Consider the following 26,272-nt stretch of genomic DNA (forward strand, 5'->3'; position numbering starts at 1 on the left):
AGCGCCGGTGGCGATGAATGAGCCACGGCGACGGTGATGCGCCGTGGCGGTCGGTCAGCGCAGTATAAGCGTTGCGGTCCGCGCGTGTCGCAGCATGGCGGTGGTGGTGCTGCCGACCAGCAGATGACGAATCCGCGAGTGACCGTAGGCACCCATGATCGTCAGGTCGACCCCTTGCCGATCCGCGTAGTCGGCGAGGACTTCGTCCACGTCCCCCGCCAGGATAGCGCCCTGGGCATCGACCTGCCCCTGCCGCAGCCGCTCCAGCGCCCACTCGAGCTGGGCTCGCTGGTCGTCGGTGCCGGCACCGATCATGACGACATGGCAGACCAAGCCATTGAGCAGCGGGCTGGCGGCGATCATCTCGACCCCCTTGCGGGTCGTCCGGCCGCCATCGAACGCCAGCAACAGCCTCGAGGGCGGCTGGAATTCGGGCGGGGTCACCAGAATCGGAGTGTGCAGCGTGCGCACGACCCGTTCGAGATTGCTGCCCAGGTGCTCGAGGGCTTCGTTGGCGGATTCGCCACGCTTGCCCAGCACGATCAGGCGTGTCTGGGACTCACGCTCGACCAGCGATTCGATCAGTTCGCCGTGTCGCAACGCGGTCGCAACCGTGGTCCCCGGCGCCAGGCGCTCGGCTTGGGCCCGTGCCGACTCGAGCAACTCGCGGCCATGCTGCTGGGCAATCTTGGCACGCTGCTCGTCGAGTTCGGTGAGCTGCTCGCGCAGATGCTCACGGCTACCGAGACCGATCTGCCCACTGGCATCGGTGACGCCAGGACTTGGCGCCCTGCTCAGCACGTGCATCAACTCGAGCGGCGCGCCGATACGCTGGGCGGCCCAGGCAGCCGCGGCACAGACCGCGAAAGCGTGGCGGGAGTCGTCGATGCAGGCTAGAACCTGACGTTCACTCATGGCGTTCTCCTCTGCACTATCGTCTGCTGGACAGGCATCGCACGATTCGAGATCGATTGACGTCCGTATTCGTGGCTCGTGGCTCGTGGCTCGTGGCTCGTGGCTCGTGGCTCGTGGCTCGTGGCTAAAGTCTAGTGACCCATCAGCTTTTCCACCGCATCCGGCTTGTCGTGTACTCCGAAGCGATCGACCAGGGTGGCGCTGGCCTGGTTCATGCCCACCACTTCGACCTCGGCGCCCTCGCGACGGAACTTGATCACCACGTTGTCCAGGGCCTCGACCGCCGTGATATCCCAGAAGTGGGCGCGGGAGACATCGATCGTCACGCGCTCGACCGCCTCCTTGAAATCGAATCCGGCATTGAAGCGGGTCGAGGAAGCGAAGAACACCTGGCCGACGACATCATAGTTGCGTGTCTTGCCGTCGTCGTCCATGCGACTCCCGATGTAGAGGATCTGCCCCACCTTGTTGGCGAAGAACAGTGACGCCAGCAGCACGCCGACCAGGACGCCGATCGCCAGGTTGTGGGTCGTGACCACCACGGCCACGGTGGCCAGCATGACGATGTTGGTCGACATCGGATGACGGCGCAGATTGACCACCGACTCCCAACTGAACGTGCCGATCGAGACCATGATCATTACCGCCACCAGGGCCGCCATGGGGATCTGCGAGACCCAGTCGCCGAGGAAGACCACCAGGATCAACAGGAAAGCGCCGGCGATCAGCGTCGACAGCCGCGTGCGCCCGCCGGACTTCACGTTGATCACCGACTGGCCAATCATCGCGCAGCCGGCCATGCCGCCGAGCAGGCCGGAGAAGATGTTGGCGACGCCCTGGCCCTTGCACTCCCGATTCTTGTCACTGGAGGTATCGGTCAGTTCGTCGACGATCGTCGCGGTCATCATCGACTCCAGCAGGCCGACCACGGCAATGCCCAGCGAATACGGCAGGATGATCATCAGGGTGTCGAGATTGAGCGGCACATCGGGCCACAGGAAGACCGGGAGGGAGTCGGGCAGCTCGCCCATGTCGCCCACGGTACGGATGTCCATGCCGCTGACCATGTAGACGATCGTCAGCACCACGATGCAGACCAGCGGCGACGGTAGCATTCTGCCGATGACCGGCAGGTAGGGAAACAGATAGATAATGCCGAGCCCGGCGGCGGTCATGGCATACACGTGCCAGGTCACGTCGGTCAGTTCCGGCAACTGTGCCATGAAGATCAGGATGGCCAGCGCGTTGACGAACCCCGTCACCACCGAACGCGACACGAAGCGCATCAACTCGCCCAGGCGCAGGTAGCCGAACACGATCTGGATCACCCCGGTCAGCAGCGTCGCCGCCAGCAGGTATTCGAGGCCGTGATCGCGAACCAGGGTCACCATCAGCAGCGCGGTGGCACCGGTGGCGGCGGAGATCATCCCCGGCCGGCCGCCGGTGAAGGCGATCACCACGGCGATCGAGAACGAGGCGTAGAGGCCGATCTTGGGATCGACGCCAGCGATGATCGAGAACGCGATCGCCTCCGGTATCAACGCCATGGCGACCACGGTGCCGGCGAGCACGTCGGCACGGACGTTGGATAGCCAGTGTTTTCTGATCAGCTCAAGCATGGGCAGTTCTCTGTCATGAGCCACGCCGGGCGGCCAGGGACCTCGCCTGTGCGTCTCGACAAGACGAAACTTCAGTGGTCGACATCCATCGTCGGGGACATCGGACACAGGGCGTTGTCGGCCGACCGCCACGCATTCGCGGCGAATCTTTGAATGGGATAGGAGCAACGAAACGATGCCATCCGCCGACCGTGAGGGTCGGGACAGCCAGACGGGTGCCTGAGGCACGCCGGGACGGGGGCGTTACGCTAGGGTGGCGTCATACCGGCGATGGTGTTGGCAAAAGGGGCTTGCATGGAGTCGGACCCTGTCGAGCGCGGCAGACGCGTCGTTGAATGATCGATTGTCTCGAGGCGCAGGAGTCTACCACTGGCGTCGAAAAGTTCCCAGCCGCGATCACCCGAGGGGGGCGCCACTGTCGGTTTCGAGCCCTCAGCGGTTGTGCGCTTCCAGAAACCGCTGCATTGCCTCGACGGTGGCATCGCTGCAGTGGTGCTCGATCCCCTCGGAATCGGCCTCGGCCACGTGGGGAGGCACCCCGAGTGCCAGCAGGGTCGACAAGACCAGTTGATGGCGGGCCTCGACCTTCTCGGCCAGTTCACTCCCCTTCGCGGTGAGGAAGACGCCACGATAAGGGCGCGCCTCGGCGAGCCCGTCACGCTTGAGCCTGGCGATCACCTTGGAAACGGCAGCGGCACTGACCCCGAAACGCTCGGCCAGGTCGCTGGCCCGGGCCTCGCCGTGATCGCGATGAAGCTGGGCGATCTCCTCCACGTAGTCTTCCACCAGCTCCTGCTGATGGTCGAGGCGCGTGCGCTCGAAACGGGCATAACGTGGACGTGGCGTTGCTGGCATGATGTTCTCATCGACGGGCTGAAGTGATGGGCGGCGAGAGTCTGTCGGGCGCTTGTGCGCGCATCCCTGAGAGCCTACAGCAACTCGAAGGCCAACACATAACCATTCAGCAAGATGATGATCGCGGCGATCACGCATCCCAGCGCGGTCACCCAGCCACGACTGGTCAGATTCCCCATCACCCGGTGCTGTGCGGTGAAGTGGATCAGGGGAACCAACGCGAAGGGTATCCCGAAACTCAGCACGACCTGGCTGGCGACGAGCACCTGCTGCTCCGGGAATCCCAGCATGATCACCGCGATCGCCGGCAGCATGGTCAACAGACGCCGCAGCCACATCGGGATGGTGAAGCCGACGAACCCCTGCATCACCACCTGCCCTGCCATGGTGCCGACGATCGACGAGGAGAGCCCCGCCATCAGCAAGGTGAAACCGAACAGGGTGCTGGCCAGATCCCGGTTCATCAGCGGCGCCAGCAATTGGTAGCTCTGCTCGATCGACGCGATGCTGGTCCGGCCGTTATCGAAGAAGACCGCCGCCGCCAGTGCCAGCATCGACAGGTTGATGATCCCGGCGACCCCCATGCCGATGATCACGTCCCAGCGGTAGTAGCGCATCGCGCGGCGGCGCTGTTCGTCGCTGTAGGTCACCACCCGGCGCTGGGAAAGCGACGAGTGCAGATAGATGACATGGGGCATCACGGTCGCGCCGAGAATGCCTGCGGCCAGGAACACCGCGTAGCCGTCCGGGAACTGTGGCAACAGCAGGCCCTGCAGCGCCGGCGCGGCGTCGGGCCGCCCCATGACGATCTGGATCACGAACCCTGCCGCCACCGCCATCAGCATGCTGCCGATGATGATCTCGAGCAGGCGGAAACCGAATCGCTGCATGTAGAGCGCCGCATAGGTGATCGCCCCGGTGAGCAGCGCCCCCTCGAGCATCGACATGCCGAACAGTAGATTGAAGGCCAATGCGGCACCGAGGAATTCCGCCAGGTCGGTGGCGATCGCCACCAGCTCGGCCTGGACCCAGTAGAACCAGACCAGCGGCCGCGGGTAGCGCTCGCGAATCATCTCCGCCAGATTCTTGCCCGTCGCCAGGCCGAGGCGAACCGACAGCGTCTGGATCAGCATCGCCATCAGGTTGGCCCACAGCACGACCCACAGCAGGACGTAGCCGTAGCGGGAACCGGCTTCGATGTTGGTGGCGAAGTTGCCCGGATCGATGTAGGCCACCGCCGCGATCATGGCGGGGCCGAAGAACGGCAGAAAGCGCGACAGCGCCGATCGACGGCGGCCGCCAACTTGCGCTGCCTCGCTCCCGTGGCGGGACTCGATAACGCTGTCGGACACGATGGAACCCTGGAATTCGTCAACGAACCGGCGCGATTATGCCCCGGTTATCAATTTAAACCTTGGTTGACAAGATATACCCGAGTTACCGCTGTCGCAATGGTAAGTAGCCATGAGTTATTTCAATCGCGCCGATTGAGGGGACCGAATCTCGATGCCCAAGCACGGCTAGCGCCACTGCAGGACCGGCCAGCCACGCGCCTCGGCGGTCTCGCGCAGGCGGGCATCCGGTTGGGTGGCGTGGGGGTGATCGACGAATTCGAGCAGCGGCAGGTCGTTGTAGGAGTCGCTGTAGCCCCAGGTCTCCCAGCCTTCGGCAAAGCCGGTGTCGTGGGCGTCGAGCCACTGGGCGAAGGCGTCGAGCTTGCCGCGCTGGTAGGTCTGGATGCCGGTGGGCTCACCGGTGAAACGGTCGCGGCCATCCAGCTCGGGCAGCGTGGCCAGCGCCCCGTCGGCCCCGACGGCGTCGGCGATGGGTCCGACCAGGTGATGCATCGAGGCGGAGATCACCAGGGTGGCATGGCCCTCCCGGCTATGCTGCTGCAGACGCTCTACCCCGGGCTGCATCAGCCGCGGGCGGACCGAAGACTCGACGAACGCCTCGACCTGCTCGCGAACGCTCTGGCGCGAGCGGCCAACGAGCGGCGCCAGCGTGAAACGCAGATGATCGGTCATGTTCAGCGTGCCGGCGTGGTACTGCTCGTCGTGTTCGCGCATCTGGTTCAACAGGGCTTCGCCGTCCTCGACCCAACCGCACTCGATGATCCACTCGAGCCACAGATGCGTGCAGTCACCGTCGAGCAGGGTGTCGTCGAGATCGAAGATGGCCAGGGCGGACGGCGGGCGTGACGGAAGAGGTCGTGACGTAGCCAAGCGTGACTCCGGTTCAATCGGCTGAGGATGACGTCAGGATACACGCTGGCGCCGCGACGGACAGCGTTCGCCAGCGTCGATCAATCGTCCTCCTTCGGGGCGACCGCGCCGGAGAATCCTCTCATCGTCTTGAACGCTTCCATGATGTCCATCGGCAGCGGAAAAACGATGGTAGAGGCGTTCTTGTTGCTCATGTCACTCATGGTCTGGAGGTAACGCAGCTGCAGCGCCGCCGGATTGCGCGACATGATGTCGGCCGCCTCGACCAGCTTCTCGGCCGCCTGCTGCTCGCCCTCCGCGTGGATCACCTTGGCGCGGCGCTCGCGTTCGGCCTCGGCCTGACGGGCGATCGCCCGAATCATGCTTTCGTCGAGATCGACATGCTTGATCTCGACGTTGGCGACCTTGATCCCCCAGGCTTCGGTCTGGGTATCGATGATCTCCTGAATGTCGTCGTTGAGCTTGTCGCGTTCGGAGAGCATCTCGTCGAGATCGTGCTTGCCCAGCACCGAGCGCAGCGTGGTCTGCGCCAGCTGGCTGGTGGCGTTGACGTAGTTCTCGACCTGGATGATCGCCTTCTGCGGATCGACGACGCGGAAATAGAGCACGGCATTGACACGCACAGTGACGTTATCCTGCGAGATGACGTCCTGCTCCGGCACGTCCATGGTGATCACGCGCAGGTCGACCACCTGCATCTTCTGGACCACCGGGATCAAAAAGAACAGTCCCGGTCCCTTGACGTCCTGGAAGCGCCCCAGGAAGAACACCACCCCACGGCGATATTCCGGCAAGATCCGGACCGACGCCAGCAGCAGCAGAATCAGCAGTACCACGGGTACCAGATAGGCGAACATCATCTCGTCTCCTTCCTGCAGGACAGCCTTCCGCCCATCCTGGCGACGGGCGTGGGGGCCTCGGTTTCAGTTCGATGTCGGCGGACACGCGACGCCGGTCGGTTCGACGCTGACGGTCAACCCGTCCAGCGCCGTCACCCGCAACTTGTCACCCTTGTGAATTCGGGCCTCTCCGCGGGCCCGCCAGCGCTCGCCATGCAGCAGCACCTTGCCGCGCCCGGCAGCAAAGTCCTCCAGCGCCACCGCCTCGGCACCGATCAGCTCCTCGCGACCGGTCAACGGGATCCGCCGGCGCACGCCCATCAGGCGTATCACGCCCCACAGCAGGAAACCGGCCGCCACCAGCGCGGTGCCGCCGATCAACGGCCATGCCACGGCGCTGTTGGCCTCCTCCATCAACAGGATGGAACCGATCACGAAGGCGGCGATACCGCCCACGCCGAGCGCCCCGAAGCTGGGCAGAAAGGCTTCGCCGACGATCATCACCAGGCCGAGCAGGACCAGTCCCAGCCCCGCCAGATCGATCGACAACACCTGAAAGGCGAACAGCCCCAGCAGCAGGCTGATGGCGCCGACCACGCCCGGAACGATCGTGCCGGGACTGGCGAGTTCGAACACCAGCCCGTAGAAGCCGATCAGCAGCAGCCCGTAGGCGATGGTGGGGTTGGCGATGAACGACAGCAGCGAGGTGCGCCAGTCCGGCAGTTTCCGAACGACCTCGATACCCTCGGTGGAGAGCGTGCGCGTGCCGTTTTCCAGCGTCACCCGGCGGCCGTCCAGTTGCGCCAGCAGGTCGTCGAGATCCGTGGCTACCAGATCGATGACGTTGCGATCGAGCGCCTCCCGCGCCCCCAGATTGGCCGCCTCGCGCACCGCCTGTTCGGCCCAGTCCGCGTTGCGTCCATGGCGTTGCGCGTAGCCGCGAATCGTGGCCACGGCACCCTCGACCACCTTGCGACGCATCGCCTCGCCGTTGGCATTGTCGCTAGCCGTGTCTCCCAGCATCACCGGCGTGGCGGAGCCGAGATGGGTACCCGGCGCCATCGCTGCTATCGGGCTCGCATATAGCAGATAGGTACCCGCACTGGCCGCGCGAGCCCCGCTCGGCGTGACGTAGATCGCGACCGGCACCTCGGAGACGAGTATGGACTGGGCCAGCCGGCGCATCGACTCGACCTGGCCGCCGGGCGTATCGAGTTCCACGACCAGGAGCGCGGCCCCCATCGACTCGGCCTGGCGAATACCGCGCTCGACGTAGTCCCGGGTTGCCGGATTGATGCTGTCATCGAGGGTGAGTACCAGCGCCCGCGAGGCGGAGGAAGCCTGCACCAGCGCCGCCATGGCCATCAGCCCGCCCACCAGCAGGCAGACGAGCCAACCAGCGCGGCGCTGACGACGCGTCGGGAATCCGCGAGTACCACCCGTCGAATGGAACATACCCGCAGCGTAGTCAGTTTCCCGCGTCGATGCCGTTAACCAGTGGTCGCGAGACTCAGGGCTGCAGCTTTCCCTCGCGCCTGAGCATCACCTCGAACTGGTCCGCCAGCGCCTCCATGTCGGGAGCCATCATGTCGGGAGGATCGCCCCAGGGCTCGAACGGCAACTTGGGATTGCGCTGGACCCAGGCGGCGCGCAGTCCGGCGTAGCGCGCGCCGATGATATCGAAAGGATTGGCGGAGACCAGCCAGGTATTGTCGGGGCGACTGTGGGTACGCCGGCGCAGGTGCGCGTAGACGACGGCATCGGGCTTGAACCGTCGCACCTCCTCGACGCTGATGACATCATCGAACATTGCCCGCAGGCCGGCGTTGTCGAACAGCAGTTCGACGCTCTGGCGGCTGCCGTTGGAGAACGCCACGCAGCGCACGCCCAGCTTGCGGATGCGCTCGAGCGCAGCGGGAACTTCACTGAAAGCGGGCAGCCGGCGATAGGCGGCCATCAGGCTCTGCTTGAACTCCTCGCCGAAGCGGGTGCCCCACTCCTGATCGACCAGATCCAGCGCTTCTCGTTTACACTGGGAGAAGTCGGCATACGCGCCCATCAGCCCCCGACGGAAAGCGAATTCGAGCTGTTTGTCGCGCCAGCGATCGGCGAAGCGGGACGCCTCCTCGCCGAGCCGGGCGCGAAGCGTGGAAACCACGCCCTGGGTATCCACCAGCGTCCCGTAGACATCGAAAGCCAGTACCGGTGTCTGCATGTATCGGATCCTTGGTCAAAGTGCTTCATGTCGCTTTTTTTGTCACCATGAGCTCACGGAATCGAAAAAACCCGAACAAAATCATTGTTCTATTTTGTAATCAGCGAGTGACATTTCATGCGCCTGGACTACATGGGACCGTTTCCCGAGCCCGTGGGTTTTGTGCTTATCCCGCGTTTCTCGATGATGGCGTTCTTCTCCGCAGTAGAGCCGCTGCGCATCGCCAACCGGCTTGCCGGTCGTGAGCTCTACCGGTGGTCGCTGATCAGCGAGGACGGCCGCCCGGTGACCGCCAGCAACGACATGACCCTGCTCGTCGACTGCGGCCTGGCCGAGGCCCCCTCCCTGCCGACGCTGGCGGTGTGCGCGGGTTTCGAACCCGAACGCGATCTGCCGCGCCGACTCACCCAGTGGCTGCACCGCCGGGCCAGTGAAGGCTGCCTGCTGGGCGGCATCGACACCGGCCCGCTGCTGCTGGCGGAAATGGGCTTGCTCAACGGTCACCGCCTGACGCTGCACTGGGAGAGCCTGCCGGCGTTTCGCGAGCGGTTCCCGACGCTGGAAGCGGTCGAGTCGCTGTTCGAGATCGACGCCCGCCGCTTCACCTGCGCCGGTGGTGCCGCGGCCATGGACATGACCCTGAGCATGATCGCCGGTCGCCACGGCCAGGCGCTGGCCGACGACATTTCCGAACAGTTGATTCACGCTCGCCTGCGCCCGCGCCAGGAGCACCAGCGCCTGCCGCTGGCGAAACGCCTCGGCACGCACCGCCGACCGCTGGTCGACGCCGTCGCGTTGATGGAACGCCATCTGGAACAGCCGCTGTCGATGACCACGGTGAGCGAACGGATCGGGCTCTCCATGCGCCAGCTCCAACGCCTGTTTCTCGACGAGCTGGGACGGCGGCCGCGGGACTACTACCTCGAACTGCGCCTGGATCGCGCGCGTCATCTGCTAGAGGAGACCGACCGCGATATCCTCAGTATCGGTCTGGCGTGCGGCTTCGGCTCGGCGTCGAGCTTCTCCCGGGCCTATCGCCAGCAATACGGGGCGCCTCCCAGCGCATCGCGGCGCCCCCACGGGCTTTCAGCGCCACCCGCCAATCACGGCCAATAACCTCAATAAAATGGCGGTTAAACGCAATCCCGGCGCCGGGTCATCCGCCACGCTGAGTCGATCCCCAGCAGCGATGCCTTCGGAGTCCCCATGTCAGCCGCCTCGGATCCACGGTCACACGCCCTCCCTGCCACGCCCGACTTCGACGCCTGGCCGGTCGATCATGCCATCACCGGTCTCTCCCATGACGACCGGCAACTGACGATCACCTGGCAGGACGGCCGCAGGAGCCGTTATCACAGCATCTGGTTGCGCGAGAACGCCGCCGACGACAGCACGGTCAACCCGGCGACCCGGGAACGCATCCTCGATCTCTCCCGGTTGGGAGCGTGGCCGACCATCGGCGAAGCCCGCCTGGAAACCTGCGGCGCGGTCACACTCGAGTTTCTGCCCGAGCGGCGCCGCCTGGCGTTCCATCCCGGCTGGCTGCGCGCCCACGACTATGACAACGAGACCGCCGCCGAAGCCCCGCTGGTGGCAACGACACCCTGGCGTGGCGCCGAACGCAGCGAGCCGACCACGCTCGACGCCAGCGGCTGGATGGACGTCGAGCTCGCCGTCACCGGCACCGACCCGCTGTTGGAAAAGGCGCTGGAGGCGGTCATCGGCGAGGGGTTGGTCAGGCTGCGCAACCTGCCCGTCGAACCGGGCAGCCTGGATCTCATCGCCCGGCGCATCGGCCCGCCGCGACCGACCAACTTCGGCCACCTGTTCGACGTTCGCGCCAAGCCGGACCCGGACTCCAACGCCTACACCTCGATCGCCCTGCCGCCGCACGTCGACCTGCCGACACGGGAGTACCAGCCGGGCCTGCAGCTGCTGCACTGCCTGGAGAACGATACCGTTGGCGGCGAGGCGGTGATGATGGACGGCTTCGCCGTGGCCGAGGCCCTGCGCGAGCGCCATCCCGAGCATTTCGCGACGCTCACCCGGGTGCGCTGGTGCTACGCCAATACCGCCAGGACCAGCGACTACGTCTGGTTCGACCCGATGATCAAGCTCGACGCCCAAGGCGATTACAATGAGGTCCGCATCGCGGATTTCCTGCGCGGCCCGCTGATGGCGCCGTTCGACGACGTCGAGCCCGCCTATGCGGCGCTGATGACACTGCAGCGGTTGCTGCGCGAGCCGGAATTCGCACTGCGCTTCAGCTACGCGCCCGGTGACCTGGTGATCTTCGACAATCGGCGTCTGCTGCATGCTCGCGACGCCTTCGATGTCAGCCAGGGCGGCCGTCGCTGGCTGCAGGGCTGCTATCTGGAGCGCGACGAAGCCCGCTCCCGCCTGCGCATGCTGCAGCGTGCCCGCCGCCGGGAGCGGGTCGCCTCGTCGGTGGCGTCAGGAGGCTGACGCCGGTTCGTCGATGGCTAGCCTCTTCTGATACCGATGCGCCGCCCGGCAGCGCTCGGCCATTCGTCACCCGCGGCCGGCAGCGCGGCAACCGCCGATGCCACCGGCTCGGGGAGCGGTGCCGGGCGTCCGCTGGCCACCTCGATCCCCATCAGCATCTGCTCGCTGGTGGCGAGCACGTCCCCATCCACGTTGTTCAGCGTGAACAGCACGTGCAGCCGCTTGGCATCGCTATCGAGCAGGCTCAGCGCCACCCGCAACGGTTCGCCCCGGTGCGCCTCGCGGCAGTAGCAGAGGTGGGTCTCGAGGGTATAGAGCGTATAGCCGTGCTCGCGGCGGCCGGCCGCGTCGAGACCGATACGATCCATCAGCGCCTCCACCGCCAGCGAAAACACCCGCGCGTACTCGGCGTCGTTCATATGCCCGTTATAGTCGACCCAGGCATCCGCCACCCGGGTCTGGTAGAGGGTCTCCGCCTGAGCCGCCATCAGATCCGCCCCTCGAGCCCTTCGGCTTCCGGCCAGTATTTCTGGGTCAGCGCGAGCAGCTCGGTGAGAAACGCATCGCGGCGTGTCTCGAGCTCGGCAACGCTGCGCCCGGCGGCCTGATGCTCGCAGCCATCGGCCACTTTATCGATCAGCGCTTCCGTCAACTCAGGGGCTTCCAGTTTGGTCCACGGCAGTTTCAGCGCCGGGCCGAACTGGTGCAGCATGTGGCGCATGCCGCCCTCGCCGCCGGCGAGATGGAAGGTCAGGAAGGTGCCCATCAGCGACCAGCGCAGGCCGGCGCCGTAGACCACCGCAGCATCGATCTCCTCGGTGGTGGCGACACCGTCATTGACCAGATGCAGCGCTTCGCGCCACAGCGCCTCCATCAGCCGGTCGGCGACGTGGCCTTCGATCTCGCGACGCACCACCAGCGGACGCATGCCCAGTGCGGCGTAGTGCACCCGGGCACGTTCGATCACCTTGGGTGCGGTGTGCTCGCCACCGACCAGTTCCACCAGCGGCAGCAGATAGACCGGATTGAACGGGTGCGCCACGATCACGCGGCCGGGCTCGCGGGTGCAGGCCGACTGCAGATCGCTCGGCTTGATCCCGGAGGTCGACGAGCCGATCACCACGCCAGGCGCGGCCAGGGCGTCGAGCTGGCGCAACACGTCGTGCTTGAGCGCCAGCCGCTCGGGCACGTTCTCCTGGATCAGCTCAGCGCCCTCGACGGCGGCTTCGAGGGAATCGACAAAGGTCAGCGCCGCGGGATCGGCGCCCTCGGCAAGCCCCAGTCGCTCCAGCGCCGGCCAGGCACGCGCGACGAAAGCGCGAGTGCGTTCGGGAGCGGTGGCGTCAGGATCGAAAGCGGTGACCCGGCAGCCCGCCGCCAGGGCGCGGGCGATCCAGCCGTTGCCGATCACGCCGGTGCCGATCACGGCAACGTTGCGGGGAAGTTCAGAAGCGGTCATCAGGGCACTCCATGACGATGCGAAACAGGATTGACAGCGAACGCGCCCTCGGGAGATAGCCCGGGCGCGTTCACGGAAAACGGGAGAGTTCAGGCGAAATCAGGGCTTGCGCAGTCCCAGCGACTCGCGGGTCTGCGCCGGCGTCTGCACCTTGCCGCCAAGGTTCTCGGCGATGGTGGCGGCACGCTCGACCAATTGGGCGTTGGTGGCGAAGACGCCCTTGCTCAGGTAGAGATTGTCTTCCAGGCCGACCCGCATGTGCCCGCCCATGATCATCGACTGCGCCGCCATCGGGAACTGCTGGCGACCAATGCCGAACGCCGACCAGATCGCGTTATCCGGCAGCTTGTTGCGCATCGCCAGCATGGTCTCGGTGTCGGCCTCGGCGCCCCAGGGAATCCCCAGGCAGAGCTGGAACAGCGGGTCGCCGTCGATCAACCCTTCTTCGACCAGCTGACGGGCGAACCAGACGTGGCCGAGATCGAAGCATTCGAGCTCCGGCTTGACCCCGGCCTGCTGGATCAGCCGCGCGTGTTCACGCAGCCAATCGGCGCTGTTGAGATAGACCATATCGCCGAAGTTGAGGCTGCCGCAGTCCAGCGTGCACAGCTCCGGCAGCAGTTCGCCTACCGGATGGTGGCGCTCCGCCGCCGTCTGCAGGTCAGTGCCCTCGAGCCCGTGGATCACCCCGTCGCGAATCTCGGGAAACAGGTCGCCGCCGCCACCGGCGGTGATGTTGATCACCGCGTCCACGTCGGACTCGCGGATGCGCTCGACCACCTCGCGGAAGTGATCGGTCGAGTGGCTGACGCCGCCGGTTTCCGGGTCGCGTACGTGAAGATGGACGATGCTGGCACCCGCACGGGCGGCGTCCAGTGCGCTGTCGGCGATCTGGCGCGGGGTGATCGGCAGGTCAGGGTGCTTGCCGGCGGTGTCGCCGGCGCCGGTCACGGCACAGGTCAGGATGACGTCGCGATTCATGGAATCCTCTCTTGGTCCGGCCGCGACTCGTTGGCCGTTCGCGGCAGTGCATGAGTGCACCCGGCGGGTGCCTGTCGATGTCATCCATTGTGGGTGTCGCTGGGCCTCGAAAATTGTCGTTAGGCGCCATGAAATTGACGCTTCACGACAGCCCTTTTCCCCGCTGTGCCGTGGTTCGCGGCGACTCGCCGAACCGTGCCCGATAGACCCGGGAGAAATGCGCTGGCTGGGTGAACCCCGCCGCCAGCGCGGCCTGAGTCACGCTGGTTCGGCTATCGGCAAGGATCTGCCGGGCCCGATCGAGTCGCAGTGATAGATAGCGGCCCTTCGCCGTTTCGCCGCGATAACGCTGAAAGAGCCGGTTGAGCTGGCGCTGGGACTGGCCAACCCGTTGGCAGATATCCGGGATCGTCAGCGGCTGCGCCAGATTGGCTTCCATGATCGCCTCCGCCCGACGCACGCTGCGGGGTCGATACTCCGAGCCGGCTCGCCCCTCGCCATCCCCCTGGACGCGAGGGTCCAGACGCGAGTGCACCAGCTGTCGGCTCAGTGCCGCGACCAGATTGGTCCCGTGCTCCCGCTCGATGAAAGCCATCATCAGATCGAGACTGGCCGCGCCGCCGCCGCCCGTCAGACGCTGCCGATCGAACCGGTAGCGGGCGTCGCTCAGGGCGAGACCGGGGAACTCTTCCGCGAAGGCCGGTGCGCTCTCCCAGTGGAGGGCCACTTCGAAGCCGTCGAGCAACCCGGCCCGAGCCAGAATGAACGCCCCCGTCTCCAGCGCCGCGAGTAGTCCGCCATGGGCCGCGACCTGGCGCAACGCCGCCCAGTGCGACGAGGCCACCGTCGCTTCGGCCTCATACGAGGCCACGACGAACAGATTGTCGAAGATCGGCGTTCGCCCCAGCGCCGCGTCGACATCGACGGTCACGCCGTTGCTGGCGGTCACCGGCCGACCATCGTTGGAAAACAGCCGCCACGCGAACAGCGGGCGGCCGAATCGATTGGCGACGCGCAGCGGCTCGAGCAGACAATAAAGCGTCAGCATCGAGAACTTCGGCAGCAACCAGAGATTGACCGTGACATCAGCCTCCTCGGGCGACAGCACGGGCGGCAGATCGGGGCGGGGATAGAGCCATTCCGGCGTCGAATGATCGGACATGGCGAAAAGCGTCGCCGATACGGCCAAAAATATCAATTGCCTTCACGCGACACCGCCTAGGGTATCAGGACACTGATCCACCGAGAGATGTCGCCATGGATGTTTTCGTCGAGATCATTCCCGGCAACCACGCTCGCCAGCTGAGAGTGGTCGAGGGCAATCGGGAAACGCGCTTCCACGCGCTGTGGCTACGCGAGCGCTCCCCCGATGCGGAAACGCTCGATCCTCGCACCGGCCAGCGGCTGATCGAGGCGGCCACCTTGCCGCTGGATCTGGCGCTGACCGACGCAGGCTGCGACGGCGAGACGGTCGATTTGACGTTCAGCGACGGACATCGTGCCCGTTTCACCTTGCGCGACTTGCATCCGGAACCGCCGGCCGGCGCCGTCCATGAGCACTGGGATGCGTCACTGGCGATCATGCCGAGTGCCGATTTCAGCCAGGCGCTGGAGCGCGACGATGCCCTGTCGGAGATGCTCGAGGCGCTCGAGCGCTACGGTTTCGTCAAGGTCGGCGGCGTGCCGCTGACGCGCGATGGCATGATGCCGCTGGTGGAGCGCCTGGGGCCGTTGCGCCGAACCAACTGGGGCGGCATCGCCGACGTCAAGTCGATCGCCGATGCCTTTGATCTGACCATGACGCAGCGCGGACTCGAACCGCACACCGATAACCCCTATCGCGACCCGATACCCGGCTATATCTGGCTGCACTGCCTGAGCAACGCCGACAGCGGCGGTGACAGCACTCTGACCGATGGCTTCATGGCCGCGGAGCGCCTGCGCAAGGACGATCCCGACGCCTTCGACTGCTTGACCCGGACCTCGACACGATTTCGCTATGTCGACGATGACGCCCACCTGGAAAGCGAGGGCCCGCTGATCGAGCTCGACGCCCGTGGCAAGGTGATCCGGGTACGCTACAACAATCGCACCGAGCGCATCCCGCCGTTGCCGCCAGAGCAACTGGAGCGCTACTACGCGGCCCGGCGCGCCTTCTTCGCGCTGATCACGGCGCCGGAACTGACCCTGACGCCCAAGTTGGCACCCGGCGAGATGCTGATCATGGACAACTACCGGCTGCTGCACGGACGCACTGCCTTCCAGCTCAGCCAGGGCGTTCGCCATCTGCGCCAGGGGTACGTCGATCGCGACACCACCGCCAGCCGACGACTGACGTTGCGTCGCCAGGCCGGTGCCCCACTCCACTCGCTGCAGGAGTCCGCATGAACGCCACGTTTACCCGGTTCGATCATAGCCAGGCGGATGACTGGCAAGAGATCGACGCCCACTTTCGCGACTACCGCGAAGGCGTGGTCGAGCGTGTGATCGCGCATCTCCTGCGTCTCGAGGGCGACACGCACGGCTACCCCGTCGACCGTTATACCCACTGCCTGCAGACGGCGACGCGCGCCGAGCGCGCCGGTGCCGACGAAGAGACCGTCGTCTGTGCCTTGCTTCACGATATCGGCGACGACCTGGCCCCGGACAACCACGCCGAGATCGCCGCCGCGATCCTGGAGCCGTTCGTCGACCCGCTGAACCTGTGGATGATCCGTCATCACGAGCTGTTCCAAGGCTATCATTACCGCCACTTCTACGGCCTGGACCGCCACGCCCGTGACGACTATCGCGATCACCCTGCCTACGCGCGCACGGTCCGCTTCTGTGACGAATGGGACCAGACCTCGTTCGACCCCGACTACGACACGCTGACGCTCGCGCATTTCCGCCCGGCACTCGAACGGGTTCTGGGGCGTCCGCCGTTCGACGGCGCCGGGCTGCCAGAGGTCCGGGACGAATGAGCGGAGCCCGGCCCCGGAACCGGCACCCGACATTGACATAACAACGAGGAGTCATCATGACACTACGCCCCGCACTCTTGGCCGCCAAGCTGCTGCCACTCTCGCTGATGACCGCATCGGTCGCGGCCTTCGCTCAAAGCCCGCAACCGGACGAGGCCGAGAGCGTCAATTTCGTCGTCCCCCCCTGGCCCGGGGTCACGGTCAAGACCGAGGTCTTCAGCCAACTGATCGAACCGCTCGGCTATGACAGCGAGACCCAGGAGGTCAGCAGCACGGTCGGCTACCAGACGCTGCAGACCGGTGACAGTGACGTGTTCCTGGCCGGCTGGATGCCGGCCCAGCAGGAGAGCCACGATCAGGCGATGGCCAGCGGCAAGATCGAGGATCTCGGCACCAACGTCACCGGTGCGAGGATGGGCTTCGCGGTGCCCGGTTACGTCTACGACGCCGGCATTCACAGCGCCGAGGACCTGGCTGCGCATCGCGACCGGTTCGGCGGTCGTTTCTACTCGATCGAGTCCGGCTCGACGGTCAGCACGTTCATCCACGACGCCCAGGACCGAGACCTCTACGGGCTGGGCGACTGGCAGATTCTCGAATCCTCGACGCCGGGCATGCTGTCGGAGGTCGATACCGCGTTCAACGACAAGCGCTGGATCGTCTGGTACGGCTGGACCCCGCACTGGATGGCGCCGGCCTACGACATGCACATTCTCGACGACCCGGAGTCGGTCTACGGCCCCGACAACGGCAAGAGCGAGGTTCGAACCATCGTCAACAAGGCGTTCGCCGAGGCCAACCCCAACCTGATGGCACTGCTCGGGCAGTTCACCCTGACCGCCGACGAGCAGAGCGAATTCATCGACGGCTATGGCCGCCAGGAACGCTCGGCCGAGGCGGTCGCCCGGGAGTGGTTGCAGGATCACCCCGACCGCGTTGCCGAGTTCCTCGATGGCATCACCACCCGCGACGGCCGACCGGCACTCGACGCGGTAAAAGCCAGCCTGCAGTAACGTCTCGGCCCGGCCGGCACCGCTCTGCGGGCGCCGACAAGGCGGCGAACAGCCGCCGAGCAGGCACGCCCCGCTCGGCGGCTGTTCGTGGCAACGCGGAATCGTTAGTCTGTCACTATCAGCCTGCTTCCACTCCGCGACTCGCCACCACGGGACCACCATGCGTTCAACCGATCCACACTCCCCGTCGCCCCGCTTTGCCCAATTGACCCGACGCATCGCCGGCGAGGGCGCCAGCGCCTGGAACATCCACTTCCGTGCCAAGGCACGCCAGGCCCGAGGCGACGACGTGATCGTCCTCTCGGTGGGCGATCCCGATTTCGACACCCCGCCCTCGATCGTCGATGCCGCTGTCGACAGTCTGCGGCGCGGCGTGACCCATTACGCCGACGTTCAGGGCAAGCCGGTCCTGCGCGAGCGCATCGCGGCCTTTCATCGCGCCCATGGCGGCCAGCCCGGGACGAGCGCGGACCACGTCGCCGTTCTCGCCGGCGCACAGTGCGGTCTCTACGCCACGGCGCAGTGCCTGCTCGATCCAGGCAACGAGGTGATCATCCCCGAACCGGCCTACGTCACCTACGAGGCGGTAGTACAGTCCACCGGCGCGGTGCCGGTGTGGGTCCCGCTGCCGGCCGACGAAGGCTTCCAGCCCCGATCGGCCGACATCGAGGCGGCGATCACCTCCCGCACCAAGGCGATCCTGATCAACAGCCCGCACAACCCAACCGGCCAGTGCCTGACACCGGCGCTGTGGCAATCGATCGCCACGCTCTGCCGCGATCACGACCTGTGGCTGATCGTCGATGCCGTCTACGCCGACCTGGTCTTCGACGGCGAGCACCTTAGCCCCGACAGCCTGCCGGACATGGCAGAGCGCACCGTGGTGATCAGCAGCCTGTCGAAATCCCACGCCATGACCGGCTGGCGGCTCGGCTGGGTCATCGGTCCGCGGCCCCTGATGACCCATCTGGTCAACCTCGCCCTGTGCATGCTCTATGGCTGCCAGCCGTTCATCCAGGACGCGGCCATCGCCGCCCTCGACGCACCGCCAGCAGCGCTGGAGGCGATGCGCGAGACCTATCGTCAGCGCCGCGATGCGGTGGTCGAGACCCTGCACGACAGCGAGACCGTCGCCACCCTGCCGCCCGCCGCCGGGATGTTCATGATGATCGACATTCGCGCGACCGGACTCAGCACCCACGCCTTCGCCGACCGCCTGCTCGACGAGCATGGCGTATCGGTGCTCGCAGGCGAGGCGTTCGGCGCTTCCGCCGCGGGCTTCGTGCGGCTGAGCCTGACCGTGGATGCCGACCGCCTGCGCGAGGCATGTCGGCGAATCGAGCGCTGCGCCCAGGAGTGCCAGGGCGAGTCCCGACTGGCGGCCCGACCGCTCAACGGCATGACAAGCTGACCCCGAACCCCCACAATAGCGCGATCACGATATCGTCAAAGATCACTGGCAGGACAACGCCCATGGCATCTCCGGACTCATCCCAGCGCACCTTCAAGGTCTACGTCGACGGCCAGGAAGGGACCACCGGCTTGCGCCTGTTCGACTATCTCCAGGTCCGCGACGATATCGAGCTGCTGCGCATCGATAGTGACAAGCGCAAGGATCCGGCCGAGCGAGCACGCCTGCTCAATGCCGCCGACGTCGCCTTTCTGTGCCTGCCGGACGCGGCTTCCCGCGAAGCCGCGGCGATGGTCGAGAACCCGGAAACCTGCCTGATCGATGCCAGCACGGCGTTTCGTACCGACCCGAGCTGGGTCTACGGGCTGCCGGAGCTCGACGAGGGCCAGCGCGATCGGATTCGCGCCAGCAAGCGCATCGCCAACGTCGGCTGTCACGCCAGCGCCTTCATCCTGCTGGTTCGGCCACTGGTGGACGCCGGGCTGCTGCCGGCGGACTATCCGCTCTCTGCCTTCTCGCTGACCGGCTACAGCGGTGGCGGCAAGGCGATGATCGCCGACTACCAAAATGACAGTGACGGTCGCCTGAACGCGCCACGCCCCTATGCCATGGCGCTCGGCCACAAGCACCTGCCGGAGATGCAGCAGCATGGCCGACTGGCGCAGCCACCGGTGTTCTCGCCGATCGTCGGCCCGTTTCTGAAGGGGTTGATGGTCAGCGTACCGCTGCAGCTCTCGCAGCTGCCGGCGGGCGTAGACGTGGAGGACCTGCTCGGCGCCTATCGCGCGCACTACGCCGACGAACCGTTCGTCCGGGTACGGCCGTTCGAGGCGCTCGACAATCTGGACAACGGCTTCTTCGACGTCCAGGGCGCCAACGAGACCAACCGTGTCGACCTGTTCGTGTTCGGCAACGACGAGCGCGTCTGCCTGGTATCGCGGCTAGACAACCTCGGCAAGGGTGCCGCGGGCTCCGCCGTGCAGAACATGAACGTGCATCTGGGGGTGGACGAGACCACGGGCCTCGGCGTCTGACACCTCGCCCGCCGGGGCCATCGTCCAGTCCGGCCCTGGCAGGCTCGACAACCGCTATCGGCGACGATAGCGGTCCAGGTACGCGTGGATCGCCGCGATATCCTGCTCGCCATGGCCGGCATTGACCGCGTCGAACCAGAGATTGCGGATCTGGGCCAGTGACGGCAGCGCCTCGTCGTCTCCCGCTTCCAGTGCGAGCCCAGCATCCTTCAGCCCCCACTGCAGCGCCATCTGCGGATCGAAGTCGCCACTGGCGATCGTGTCCAGCTTGAGCTTCATGTAGGGCGTGGCCAGCGGACCCCCTTCGAGCACCTGCCACAGGTCGTCGGCCGCGAAGCCGAGCGCATCGGCGAGGTGGGCGGTCTCGGCGATTCCCTGCATCATCGAGATCAGCCAGGCGTTGATGACGACCTTCATCCGCGCGCCCTGCCCGGCCTCCCCCAGCCAGTGGGTCTGTTTGCCCAGCACCTCGAAGATCGGCTCGACGATACCTGCCGCGCGATCTCGATCGCCACTGGCCAGTATGACCACCGAGCCCTGCTCGGCCGGGGCCTTGGTGCCGGAAACCGGCGCGTCGATGAAGACGATGTCGTCTCGCGCTTCCTCCACCTCGGCGATCAGCCGATCGGTCTCGGCAACGCCGAGCGTCCCCATCTGAACCAGCACCGCGCCTTTTGCCATCCCCGCCAACGCCCCGTGGTCGCCCAGCAGGAGATCACGGGTTATCGCCAGATCCGGCAGCATGACGATGACGGCCTGCGCATCGGCAACGGCATCGGCGGCGGAATCGGCAAGTCTGGCGCCACCATTGACCAGATCGTCAGCCTTGCCGGGCGAGCGGTTCCAGACACTGACATCGAAGCCGGCCTCGAGCAGGTTGGCGGCGAAAGCGTGGCCCATGGCACCCAGGCCCAGTACGGCGACGGAGCGGGAATCGGACATCAGCAAGATCCTCGATAAAGTGTAGGCTCCTAACTATAGACGACACCGCCGTTGTTCAAGCACGAGAGGCTACCTTTACTGCCATAGCGACGGCAGCGATCCGCCGACAGGATCGGCATCCGGCAACGCGACAGCGGCAACCCGCCGGCAGGCGGCGGCGAATCGAGCGGGGTCGCCACGTTCGACTTCCCAGCGCTGCCCCGGGGGATAGGCGCCGACCATGGCGAAGTCGTCGCTGGAAGCGAGATTGGCGTGGCCGACGCCCGCCGGCAGCACCAGCACGTCGCCGGCAGCGATCTCGTGCTGGCTGCCGTGGGGGCCGCCCAGCCGGATCCGCGCCCGGCCGCGAAACACGCCCAGCGCCTCGTGGGCGGTGGAGTGGAAATGGTCGAAATCGAACAGACCGTAACGCCACTCGGGCGGCCACCGATGGGCCGCGAACAGTGCCTCGAACGTCGACGCCGCGCGCTCTCCTGCGGCATCGATGAGCTGTCGATAAATCAGCACCGGCAGTGGCGAATTGGGAAAGCCACTGGCCTCGTCGGCGTCGATCAGCAAGGCTTCAGGGCGGGATACCGGCATCGCTCTCTCCTCTAGACGGGCACGCCTCTCGAAGCCTAGGTGGACCCCGCCGTTCCGTCATCCTCGCGTGCCGTCATCGGCATCCGCCGGACGGCGGCCAGACTCGCTGCCGCGAACGCCAGCATCGGCCATAGCGACAGGCTGGCGCGGGCGAACGCTTCCGCCATCCAGCCGCCGACCATCGGCATGACGAAGGCCAGGGTGTAGCCGACGAAAGACATGCCGGCGGTCAGCGAGGCCACCGCCTCACCGCGCTCCAGGCAAGGCGGCAAGGCCATGATCAGGGTGAGCTCGAGGGTGATGCCGAAACCGGAAATCACCAGCGCGACCAGGGCGGGCCAACCCTCCATCGCCAGGAACCCGACCAGCCCCAGCACGCCGAGCGCGGCGAAGATGCCCACTAGCCAGCGCCGGCCGATCCAGCGTCGCCCCCGCCACAGCATGACGAGCGAGGCCGCCAGCGGACTGGCATTGTAGAACAGCAGCGCCAGGGCCAGCAGGTCGGTCTCGCCGCGGGCATCGAGTATGCTGCTCATGTAGGCATTGGTCGCCATGAAGAGCCCGACCGACGCGGCCAACGGCACGCCCATCAGCCAGACACGGCGCGAGCGCAGCGAGATACCGCGCCGGGAGCCACTCTCGGCCCCCGACGCCTCGCGGGTATCTCGCGGCGCCTTGCGCAGCTTCAAGACCAGTAGCGCCACGATCATCAACGCCGGCAACGACCACAGCAGCATCGCCACCTGCCAGTCGCCGCCGGCCAGTTTCAACACGATGGGACGGGTGGCGCCGGCGCCGATCAGTTCGCCCACCGTCATGCCGTTGAGATAGACCGTGCTGCCCAGCGCCAGGTGGCGTGGTGTCCAGTCACGCAACAGCGCCGGTACGGTCACCTGCATCAGCGCCAGACCCAGCCCCATCACCACCGAGGCGGAGAACAGCACGGGAGCGGAGAGCGTCAAGCCGCGCGCGCCGGAACCGAGCGTCACGATGACCAGCGCCAGCACCAACGCTCGCAACATGCCGATTCCCCGGGCAAACCGCACCGCCAGAATCATGCTCAGGGCCAGCACCACGTAGGGCACGGTGGTCAACGCCCCCACCGCCGCGCTTCCCAGCGAGAGCGCCTCGGCGATATCCCCGGCCAGCGGCGGCGCGATCAGAATCGGCAGCCGCATGTAGAGACCCACCAGCCAGAGCAGGGCCAGCGGGCTCCAGGGCAGTGCCCCACGGGCGACCGACAGCGTCACGATGCGTTTGCGAGAAAGAGATCCCATGATGCCACCCATGAACGACGACTCGAGCTTGCCGCCTCGCGAGTGCGGGGCGGCCCCGGCTGCCGAATCCCCCGTCGACTTGTTCGTCGATGAGAAAAAATCACCGACTCGGGGTTTCGCGACTGCCGACCTGTCTCGCAATCTAGGCAAATGGCCGACTGACGACAAAGAGAGACTTGTTGCCATAATGGATGAGTTATTTTCATCCATGGGGCCACGCCCGATGCGCTACCTGCCGTCACTCAACGCCTTGCGCGCCTTCGAGGCCGCGGCCAGACACGAAAGCTTCCATCACGCCGCCGAAGAACTCCACGTCACGGCATCGGCGATCAGTCATCAGGTGCGCGGCTTGGAGAGCGCGCTGCAGACCACGCTGTTCGTGCGCCGCACCCGCCAGGTCGTGCTGACCGACTCGGGGCGCCGTCTGCTCGAAGGCGTGCGCGACGGGCTGGATCGCATCGGCGAAGCCGTCGCCGCGGTCACCCCCAGGCCGGAGGACCCCGTGCTGACAGTCTCGACGGTGCCGTTCTTCGCCAGCGGGTGGCTGATTCCGCGACTGGCCGATTTCCAGTCCCGCTACCCGGCCTACCAGGTAAGGCTGGAGACTTCCGTCGATCTCGTCGATGTCGAGCAGGCGGACGTCGACATGGCGATCCGCTATCTCTCCAGGCCACCGGCCGCCAGTCTCGAGACACGGTTCCTGTTCCACGAGAGGCTGACCGTGGTCTGCTCGCCCGCCCTGGCGGAGAGGCTGCAGACGCCAGAGGATCTCACCGGGGTGACCCATATCCAGACCCGGCTGCGCCCGGAGGGCTGGCGGGCATGGCTCACTCCCCGAGGCCTCGCCCACCTGGACCATGGCAGCGGCCCGACCTTCGACAACGATACGCTGGCGCTCGAGGCGGTGATGACCGGGCTCGGCGTTGCCATCACGCATCAGGAGATCGCCCACCCGCTGATCGCCAGCGGCCGCCTGATCGAACCTTTCGGTGCCGGCCACGTGATCGGCCTGAGCTGCTACTGGGTCTGCACCCATCGGCGCAGCCGGCTGCCCAAGGTGGTCGCCTTTCGCGACTGGCTGCTCGAGCGCCTGGCCGACGAGGGCCTGCTCGACGCCAGCCGCCCGACCCACCGTTGAGGAGCCGGCCAGGAGACGCACTAGACGGAAGGCGTATGGTCCGAGCGCCCGACTTGACCGACAGTAGTTGTCATACAAACCCTGGATAAGGCGGCAGCCGATGACGATGAGCCTTGCATTGATCGCCCCCGGCGCCATGGGCGCCGCCATCGCCCGGCGCCTGACCGACCATGGCGCCGACGTCATGACCACCCTGGCGGGGCGCAGCGACGGCAGCATCGAGCGTGCGCGGCGCGCGGGGATGCGCGACGTCGACCTCGCCCAACTGATGCACGCCGACCTGCTGCTCTCGGTGGTCCCTCCCGCCGAGGCGGAGTCGCTGGCGCGGCAACTGGCACCACTGATGGCCGCCAGCGAGGCGCCACCGATCTACTGCGACTTGAATGCCGTCAGCCCCGCCACGCTCGCTCGCGTCGAACGGATCGTCCACGCCAGCGGCGCGGCGTTCGTGGATGGCGGCATCATCGGCCCGCCGCCGTCGGACAGGGCCATGCCGCGGGTCTACGTGGCCGGCGAACGGGCCGCGGCGCTGGCCAGGCTCAACGATCTCGGCCTCGATGTCCGTGTCCTCGAAGGCGGGACCGGTAGCGCCTCGGCGCTGAAGATGTGTTTCGCCGGCATCAACAAGGGCATGACGGCACTGACCACGCTGATGCTGATCGCGGCCGGCCGCAGTGGCGCCGGCGGTGCCCTTCGCGCGGAACTCGAACACAGTCTGCCGGAGGTCGTTGCCCGCATCGACAATGGCATTCCGGACATGCTGCCCAAGGCGTGGCGCTGGCACCCGGAAATGCGCGAGATCGCCGACTTCCTGGATGCCACCGCCCCGGACGGCGAAAACATCGCCGGCCGTCACGCTTTCGAGGGATTCGCGGCACTCTACGAACAGCTCGGGGACAGTGCCCGCAACCAGGAGACGAAATGCCTCCTCGACAGCCTGATCAAGCCGTCCCCCGCCAAGGCGTAAGCTCTCCCCGGGAGATCGACGCGCGGCGGCCAGGCAAGGCGGAGATCAGCGACAGAGCGCAAGGATTGGCGACTGGGGCAGCGCCACTGCGCAAAGAGCGAGCGACAAGGATGTCGCAAGTCAAAAAAGGATGTCCCGCGTCAAGAGAGCACCGGGCCAGCGCTCCCGTTTATCCGAGCCAATGCGCCTTCTACACGGGCTGGCGCGCCAGTGGATAACCCAGACCCTATGGTTGGAGCACAGACATTGTTCAGACAGGACAGGGCGCGTTCACCCGGTGCGGCTACATGCCGTGCTTGATCCCGCGATCGATCAGCACCCAGTTGGCGGGGTAGGAGGTCATGAAGCCGACCAGCATCGCGACCTGCATCATGAACCAGAACGGCGCGGTGAATGCATCCATCTCCCCCAGCCAGGCGTGTAGCGCGATCAGCATCCACAGGTACATGCCGATCTGGAACGCGATCAGCGACAGCGTGTCGGCCTTGATCGCGTCTCGCAGCGCCGCGCCCGGGCCTGAATCGCTCATCGCCCGAATCGGCAGATACTGGAACAGCACCCCGAACAGGTAGGCGCCGACGAACGCCAGCGCGAAGTGCCCCAGCACCGTCGAACCCAGCAGTGCGAACCCGGTCGCCGTCGCGATCGGTGCGGTGACCACATCGCCTAGGGTGCAGCCGCCGCCGCAGTGGGTGGCGGAGACGAACACGCTCTGCCACTTCGGTTTGTCGCCGCCGTGATGATGCCCCTGGTAGCCATGGCCGTGATCGTGGTGCTGCCGGGCCTGCTGCGACCCGGTTGGCGCGCGCCCCATCCGGCGATACGCCCACCAGCCGATCAGCGGCATGTAGAGCCCCGTGATCGGCCAGGTCACGTTCATGATCGACATCGGCTGGGGCCGCCTCGAGACGTCAACGGCAATTGCCAATGCGGTGGCGATCCCCAGCAGCAGAAAGCCCCAGGACCAGACAGTCAACATGGCATCGTCCTCCTTTACGATTCACTGGCGCCGGATATCCGGATCCGGCTGATGACAAAGGTGTGTCCTAGTTATAGAAACGCTCGACGTCGTCCACAAGCGACATCCCGGACACAGGTTGAAAGGCGGCACGTGCCATGGTCTCACGGCTTTACCACGAGACTTCCAAAGCCTCGCCTGGCAACACGGCGTTAAATTACCTAAATAAACAAGAATCCTGCCAGAAACGGCGTAATAACCGGCAATATTGAATAAAGATTACGAAACTTTCGAGCACAGGTGTCGACAGGCGTCAATACCACCATGGTCCGGCGCGTGGGAGGCAATAATTCCCTTACCGTTCTAATGATGAACGACTACTTTATAAGCCACCTCGCTTAATGCATCATCTC

General features: G+C 66.0%; 25 protein-coding genes. 9 read left to right on the plus strand and 16 right to left on the minus strand.

Translation table 11 applies throughout. The features are described 5' to 3' along the window. Positions 1-54: 54 nt before the first annotated feature. From DOM54_RS08595 to DOM54_RS08630, 8 genes are all read right to left on the minus strand, one after another. Positions 55-915, minus strand: coding sequence for a universal stress protein (locus tag DOM54_RS08595; protein ID WP_110715946.1), 861 nt, complete (start codon positions 913-915; stop codon positions 55-57). Positions 916-1,046: 131 nt separating this feature from the next. Beyond that, positions 1,047-2,534 carry a SulP family inorganic anion transporter gene (locus tag DOM54_RS08600; RefSeq protein WP_110715947.1) on the minus strand — a complete coding sequence of 496 codons (1,488 nt, stop codon included), beginning with the start codon at positions 2,532-2,534 and terminating at the stop codon, positions 1,047-1,049. 432 nt (positions 2,535-2,966) lie between these two features. After that, positions 2,967-3,389, minus strand: a complete 423-nt coding sequence (gene mntR, locus DOM54_RS08605) for a manganese-binding transcriptional regulator MntR (protein WP_110715948.1) — start codon at positions 3,387-3,389, stop codon at positions 2,967-2,969. Positions 3,390-3,463: 74 nt separating this feature from the next. Continuing rightward, positions 3,464-4,741, minus strand: coding sequence for an Nramp family divalent metal transporter (locus tag DOM54_RS08610; protein WP_240613827.1), 1,278 nt, complete (start codon positions 4,739-4,741; stop codon positions 3,464-3,466). Between the two features lie 168 nt (positions 4,742-4,909). Then, positions 4,910-5,614 (minus strand): HAD family hydrolase, encoded by a 705-nt coding sequence (locus DOM54_RS08615; RefSeq protein WP_162619805.1) that lies wholly within the window; start codon positions 5,612-5,614, stop codon positions 4,910-4,912. 80 nt (positions 5,615-5,694) lie between these two features. Continuing rightward, positions 5,695-6,474 (minus strand): slipin family protein, encoded by a 780-nt coding sequence (locus DOM54_RS08620; RefSeq protein ID WP_110715950.1) that lies wholly within the window; start codon positions 6,472-6,474, stop codon positions 5,695-5,697. A 63-nt stretch (positions 6,475-6,537) separates the two neighbouring features. Further along, the gene (locus DOM54_RS08625) at positions 6,538-7,908 is read right to left on the minus strand and encodes an NfeD family protein (protein WP_110715951.1); all 1,371 of its coding nucleotides are present in this window, start codon (positions 7,906-7,908) and stop codon (positions 6,538-6,540) included. 55 nt (positions 7,909-7,963) lie between these two features. Beyond that, the gene (locus DOM54_RS08630) at positions 7,964-8,668 is read right to left on the minus strand and encodes a haloacid dehalogenase type II (protein WP_110715952.1); all 705 of its coding nucleotides are present in this window, start codon (positions 8,666-8,668) and stop codon (positions 7,964-7,966) included. A gap of 117 nt (positions 8,669-8,785) precedes the next feature. Here DOM54_RS08630 and DOM54_RS08635 point away from each other — a divergent pair, with 117 nt between their 5' ends. Together DOM54_RS08635 and DOM54_RS08640 are read left to right on the plus strand one after the other, a co-directional pair. Next, entirely contained in the window at positions 8,786-9,784 is a 999-nt protein-coding gene (locus tag DOM54_RS08635) for a GlxA family transcriptional regulator (protein ID WP_110715953.1), read from the plus strand. Between the two features lie 90 nt (positions 9,785-9,874). Beyond that, entirely contained in the window at positions 9,875-11,134 is a 1,260-nt protein-coding gene (locus DOM54_RS08640; RefSeq protein ID WP_110715954.1) for a TauD/TfdA family dioxygenase, read from the plus strand. A gap of 17 nt (positions 11,135-11,151) precedes the next feature. Here DOM54_RS08640 and DOM54_RS08645 read toward each other — a convergent pair whose 3' ends face one another. The 4 genes from DOM54_RS08645 to DOM54_RS08660 all read right to left on the minus strand — a co-directional run bounded on the left by DOM54_RS08645 (position 11,152) and on the right by DOM54_RS08660 (position 14,736). After that, the gene (locus DOM54_RS08645; RefSeq protein WP_110715955.1) at positions 11,152-11,622 is read right to left on the minus strand and encodes a thioesterase family protein; all 471 of its coding nucleotides are present in this window, start codon (positions 11,620-11,622) and stop codon (positions 11,152-11,154) included. Then, positions 11,622-12,593, minus strand: coding sequence for an L-carnitine dehydrogenase (locus DOM54_RS08650; protein WP_110715956.1), 972 nt, complete (start codon positions 12,591-12,593; stop codon positions 11,622-11,624). Before DOM54_RS08650 ends, DOM54_RS08645 begins: the two co-directional genes overlap by 1 nt. A 99-nt stretch (positions 12,594-12,692) precedes the next feature. Then, positions 12,693-13,574 (minus strand): beta-keto acid cleavage family enzyme, encoded by an 882-nt coding sequence (locus DOM54_RS08655; RefSeq protein ID WP_110715957.1) that lies wholly within the window; start codon positions 13,572-13,574, stop codon positions 12,693-12,695. Between the two features lie 142 nt (positions 13,575-13,716). Further along, the gene (locus DOM54_RS08660; RefSeq protein WP_110715958.1) at positions 13,717-14,736 is read right to left on the minus strand and encodes a GlxA family transcriptional regulator; all 1,020 of its coding nucleotides are present in this window, start codon (positions 14,734-14,736) and stop codon (positions 13,717-13,719) included. A gap of 95 nt (positions 14,737-14,831) precedes the next feature. On the opposite strand from DOM54_RS08660, the gene tmpA reads away from it, so the two are divergent. The 5 genes from tmpA to argC all read left to right on the plus strand — a co-directional run bounded on the left by tmpA (position 14,832) and on the right by argC (position 19,995). Next, positions 14,832-15,962, plus strand: a complete 1,131-nt coding sequence (tmpA, locus tag DOM54_RS08665; RefSeq protein WP_110715959.1) for a 2-trimethylaminoethylphosphonate dioxygenase — start codon at positions 14,832-14,834, stop codon at positions 15,960-15,962. Beyond that, on the plus strand, positions 15,959-16,537 hold the full coding sequence (locus DOM54_RS08670) for an HD domain-containing protein (RefSeq protein WP_110715960.1): 579 nt from the start codon (positions 15,959-15,961) through the stop codon (positions 16,535-16,537). The genes tmpA and DOM54_RS08670 overlap by 4 nt, the downstream gene beginning before the upstream one ends. Before the next feature lie 56 nt (positions 16,538-16,593). Continuing rightward, positions 16,594-17,550: an ABC transporter substrate-binding protein gene (locus DOM54_RS08675; protein WP_240613828.1), complete on the plus strand. Its 957-nt coding sequence runs from the start codon at positions 16,594-16,596 to the stop codon at positions 17,548-17,550. Positions 17,551-17,710: 160 nt separating this feature from the next. Further along, positions 17,711-18,961, plus strand: coding sequence for a pyridoxal phosphate-dependent aminotransferase (locus DOM54_RS08680; protein WP_110715961.1), 1,251 nt, complete (start codon positions 17,711-17,713; stop codon positions 18,959-18,961). Positions 18,962-19,023: 62 nt separating this feature from the next. Further along, positions 19,024-19,995, plus strand: a complete 972-nt coding sequence (gene argC / locus DOM54_RS08685) for an N-acetyl-gamma-glutamyl-phosphate reductase (RefSeq protein ID WP_110715962.1) — start codon at positions 19,024-19,026, stop codon at positions 19,993-19,995. Positions 19,996-20,049: 54 nt separating this feature from the next. Here argC and DOM54_RS08690 read toward each other — a convergent pair whose 3' ends face one another. The 3 genes from DOM54_RS08690 to DOM54_RS08700 form a co-directional block, all read right to left on the minus strand. Continuing rightward, positions 20,050-20,937, minus strand: coding sequence for an NAD(P)-dependent oxidoreductase (locus tag DOM54_RS08690; RefSeq protein ID WP_110715963.1), 888 nt, complete (start codon positions 20,935-20,937; stop codon positions 20,050-20,052). Positions 20,938-21,012: 75 nt separating this feature from the next. Then, positions 21,013-21,519: a cupin domain-containing protein gene (locus DOM54_RS08695; RefSeq protein ID WP_110715964.1), complete on the minus strand. Its 507-nt coding sequence runs from the start codon at positions 21,517-21,519 to the stop codon at positions 21,013-21,015. 35 nt (positions 21,520-21,554) lie between these two features. Next, on the minus strand, positions 21,555-22,796 hold the full coding sequence (locus DOM54_RS08700; protein ID WP_162619806.1) for an MFS transporter: 1,242 nt from the start codon (positions 22,794-22,796) through the stop codon (positions 21,555-21,557). Between the two features lie 208 nt (positions 22,797-23,004). On the opposite strand from DOM54_RS08700, the gene gcvA reads away from it, so the two are divergent. Both gcvA and DOM54_RS08710 read left to right on the plus strand, forming a co-directional pair. Then, complete coding sequence (gene gcvA, locus DOM54_RS08705; protein WP_162619807.1) at positions 23,005-23,934, plus strand: transcriptional regulator GcvA; 930 nt, start codon at positions 23,005-23,007, stop codon at positions 23,932-23,934. A gap of 100 nt (positions 23,935-24,034) precedes the next feature. Next, positions 24,035-24,901, plus strand: a complete 867-nt coding sequence (locus DOM54_RS08710) for an NAD(P)-dependent oxidoreductase (protein WP_110715966.1) — start codon at positions 24,035-24,037, stop codon at positions 24,899-24,901. A 283-nt stretch (positions 24,902-25,184) separates the two neighbouring features. On the opposite strand, the gene DOM54_RS08715 is transcribed toward DOM54_RS08710, so the two are convergent. Then, entirely contained in the window at positions 25,185-25,880 is a 696-nt protein-coding gene (locus tag DOM54_RS08715; RefSeq protein WP_110715967.1) for a DUF4396 domain-containing protein, read from the minus strand. Between the last annotated feature and the right edge of the window lie 392 nt (positions 25,881-26,272).

It is taken from the genome of Salinicola acroporae (genome assembly GCF_003206615.1).
GTDB classification, from domain to species: domain Bacteria; phylum Pseudomonadota; class Gammaproteobacteria; order Pseudomonadales; family Halomonadaceae; genus Salinicola; species Salinicola acroporae.

Coding starts and splice junctions, on each gene's coding strand:
- DOM54_RS08670 (WP_110715960.1), top strand. CDS start 15,959: ATGAACGCCACGTTTACCCGGTTCGATCATAGCCAGGCGGATGACTGG.
- DOM54_RS08715 (WP_110715967.1), bottom strand. CDS start 25,880: ATGTTGACTGTCTGGTCCTGGGGCTTTCTGCTGCTGGGGATCGCCACC.
- DOM54_RS08700 (WP_162619806.1), bottom strand. CDS start 22,796: ATGGGATCTCTTTCTCGCAAACGCATCGTGACGCTGTCGGTCGCCCGT.
- DOM54_RS08645 (WP_110715955.1), bottom strand. CDS start 11,622: ATGGCGGCTCAGGCGGAGACCCTCTACCAGACCCGGGTGGCGGATGCC.
- DOM54_RS08650 (WP_110715956.1), bottom strand. CDS start 12,593: ATGACCGCTTCTGAACTTCCCCGCAACGTTGCCGTGATCGGCACCGGC.
- DOM54_RS08690 (WP_110715963.1), bottom strand. CDS start 20,937: ATGTCCGATTCCCGCTCCGTCGCCGTACTGGGCCTGGGTGCCATGGGC.
- DOM54_RS08630 (WP_110715952.1), bottom strand. CDS start 8,668: ATGCAGACACCGGTACTGGCTTTCGATGTCTACGGGACGCTGGTGGAT.
- DOM54_RS08695 (WP_110715964.1), bottom strand. CDS start 21,519: ATGCCGGTATCCCGCCCTGAAGCCTTGCTGATCGACGCCGACGAGGCC.
- argC (WP_110715962.1), top strand. CDS start 19,024: ATGGCATCTCCGGACTCATCCCAGCGCACCTTCAAGGTCTACGTCGAC.
- DOM54_RS08660 (WP_110715958.1), bottom strand. CDS start 14,736: ATGTCCGATCATTCGACGCCGGAATGGCTCTATCCCCGCCCCGATCTG.
- gcvA (WP_162619807.1), top strand. CDS start 23,005: ATGGGGCCACGCCCGATGCGCTACCTGCCGTCACTCAACGCCTTGCGC.
- DOM54_RS08655 (WP_110715957.1), bottom strand. CDS start 13,574: ATGAATCGCGACGTCATCCTGACCTGTGCCGTGACCGGCGCCGGCGAC.
- DOM54_RS08620 (WP_110715950.1), bottom strand. CDS start 6,474: ATGATGTTCGCCTATCTGGTACCCGTGGTACTGCTGATTCTGCTGCTG.
- DOM54_RS08680 (WP_110715961.1), top strand. CDS start 17,711: ATGCGTTCAACCGATCCACACTCCCCGTCGCCCCGCTTTGCCCAATTG.
- DOM54_RS08625 (WP_110715951.1), bottom strand. CDS start 7,908: ATGTTCCATTCGACGGGTGGTACTCGCGGATTCCCGACGCGTCGTCAG.
- DOM54_RS08675 (WP_240613828.1), top strand. CDS start 16,594: ATGACACTACGCCCCGCACTCTTGGCCGCCAAGCTGCTGCCACTCTCG.
- DOM54_RS08600 (WP_110715947.1), bottom strand. CDS start 2,534: ATGCTTGAGCTGATCAGAAAACACTGGCTATCCAACGTCCGTGCCGAC.
- tmpA (WP_110715959.1), top strand. CDS start 14,832: ATGGATGTTTTCGTCGAGATCATTCCCGGCAACCACGCTCGCCAGCTG.
- DOM54_RS08640 (WP_110715954.1), top strand. CDS start 9,875: ATGTCAGCCGCCTCGGATCCACGGTCACACGCCCTCCCTGCCACGCCC.
- mntR (WP_110715948.1), bottom strand. CDS start 3,389: ATGCCAGCAACGCCACGTCCACGTTATGCCCGTTTCGAGCGCACGCGC.
- DOM54_RS08710 (WP_110715966.1), top strand. CDS start 24,035: ATGACGATGAGCCTTGCATTGATCGCCCCCGGCGCCATGGGCGCCGCC.
- DOM54_RS08595 (WP_110715946.1), bottom strand. CDS start 915: ATGAGTGAACGTCAGGTTCTAGCCTGCATCGACGACTCCCGCCACGCT.
- DOM54_RS08635 (WP_110715953.1), top strand. CDS start 8,786: ATGCGCCTGGACTACATGGGACCGTTTCCCGAGCCCGTGGGTTTTGTG.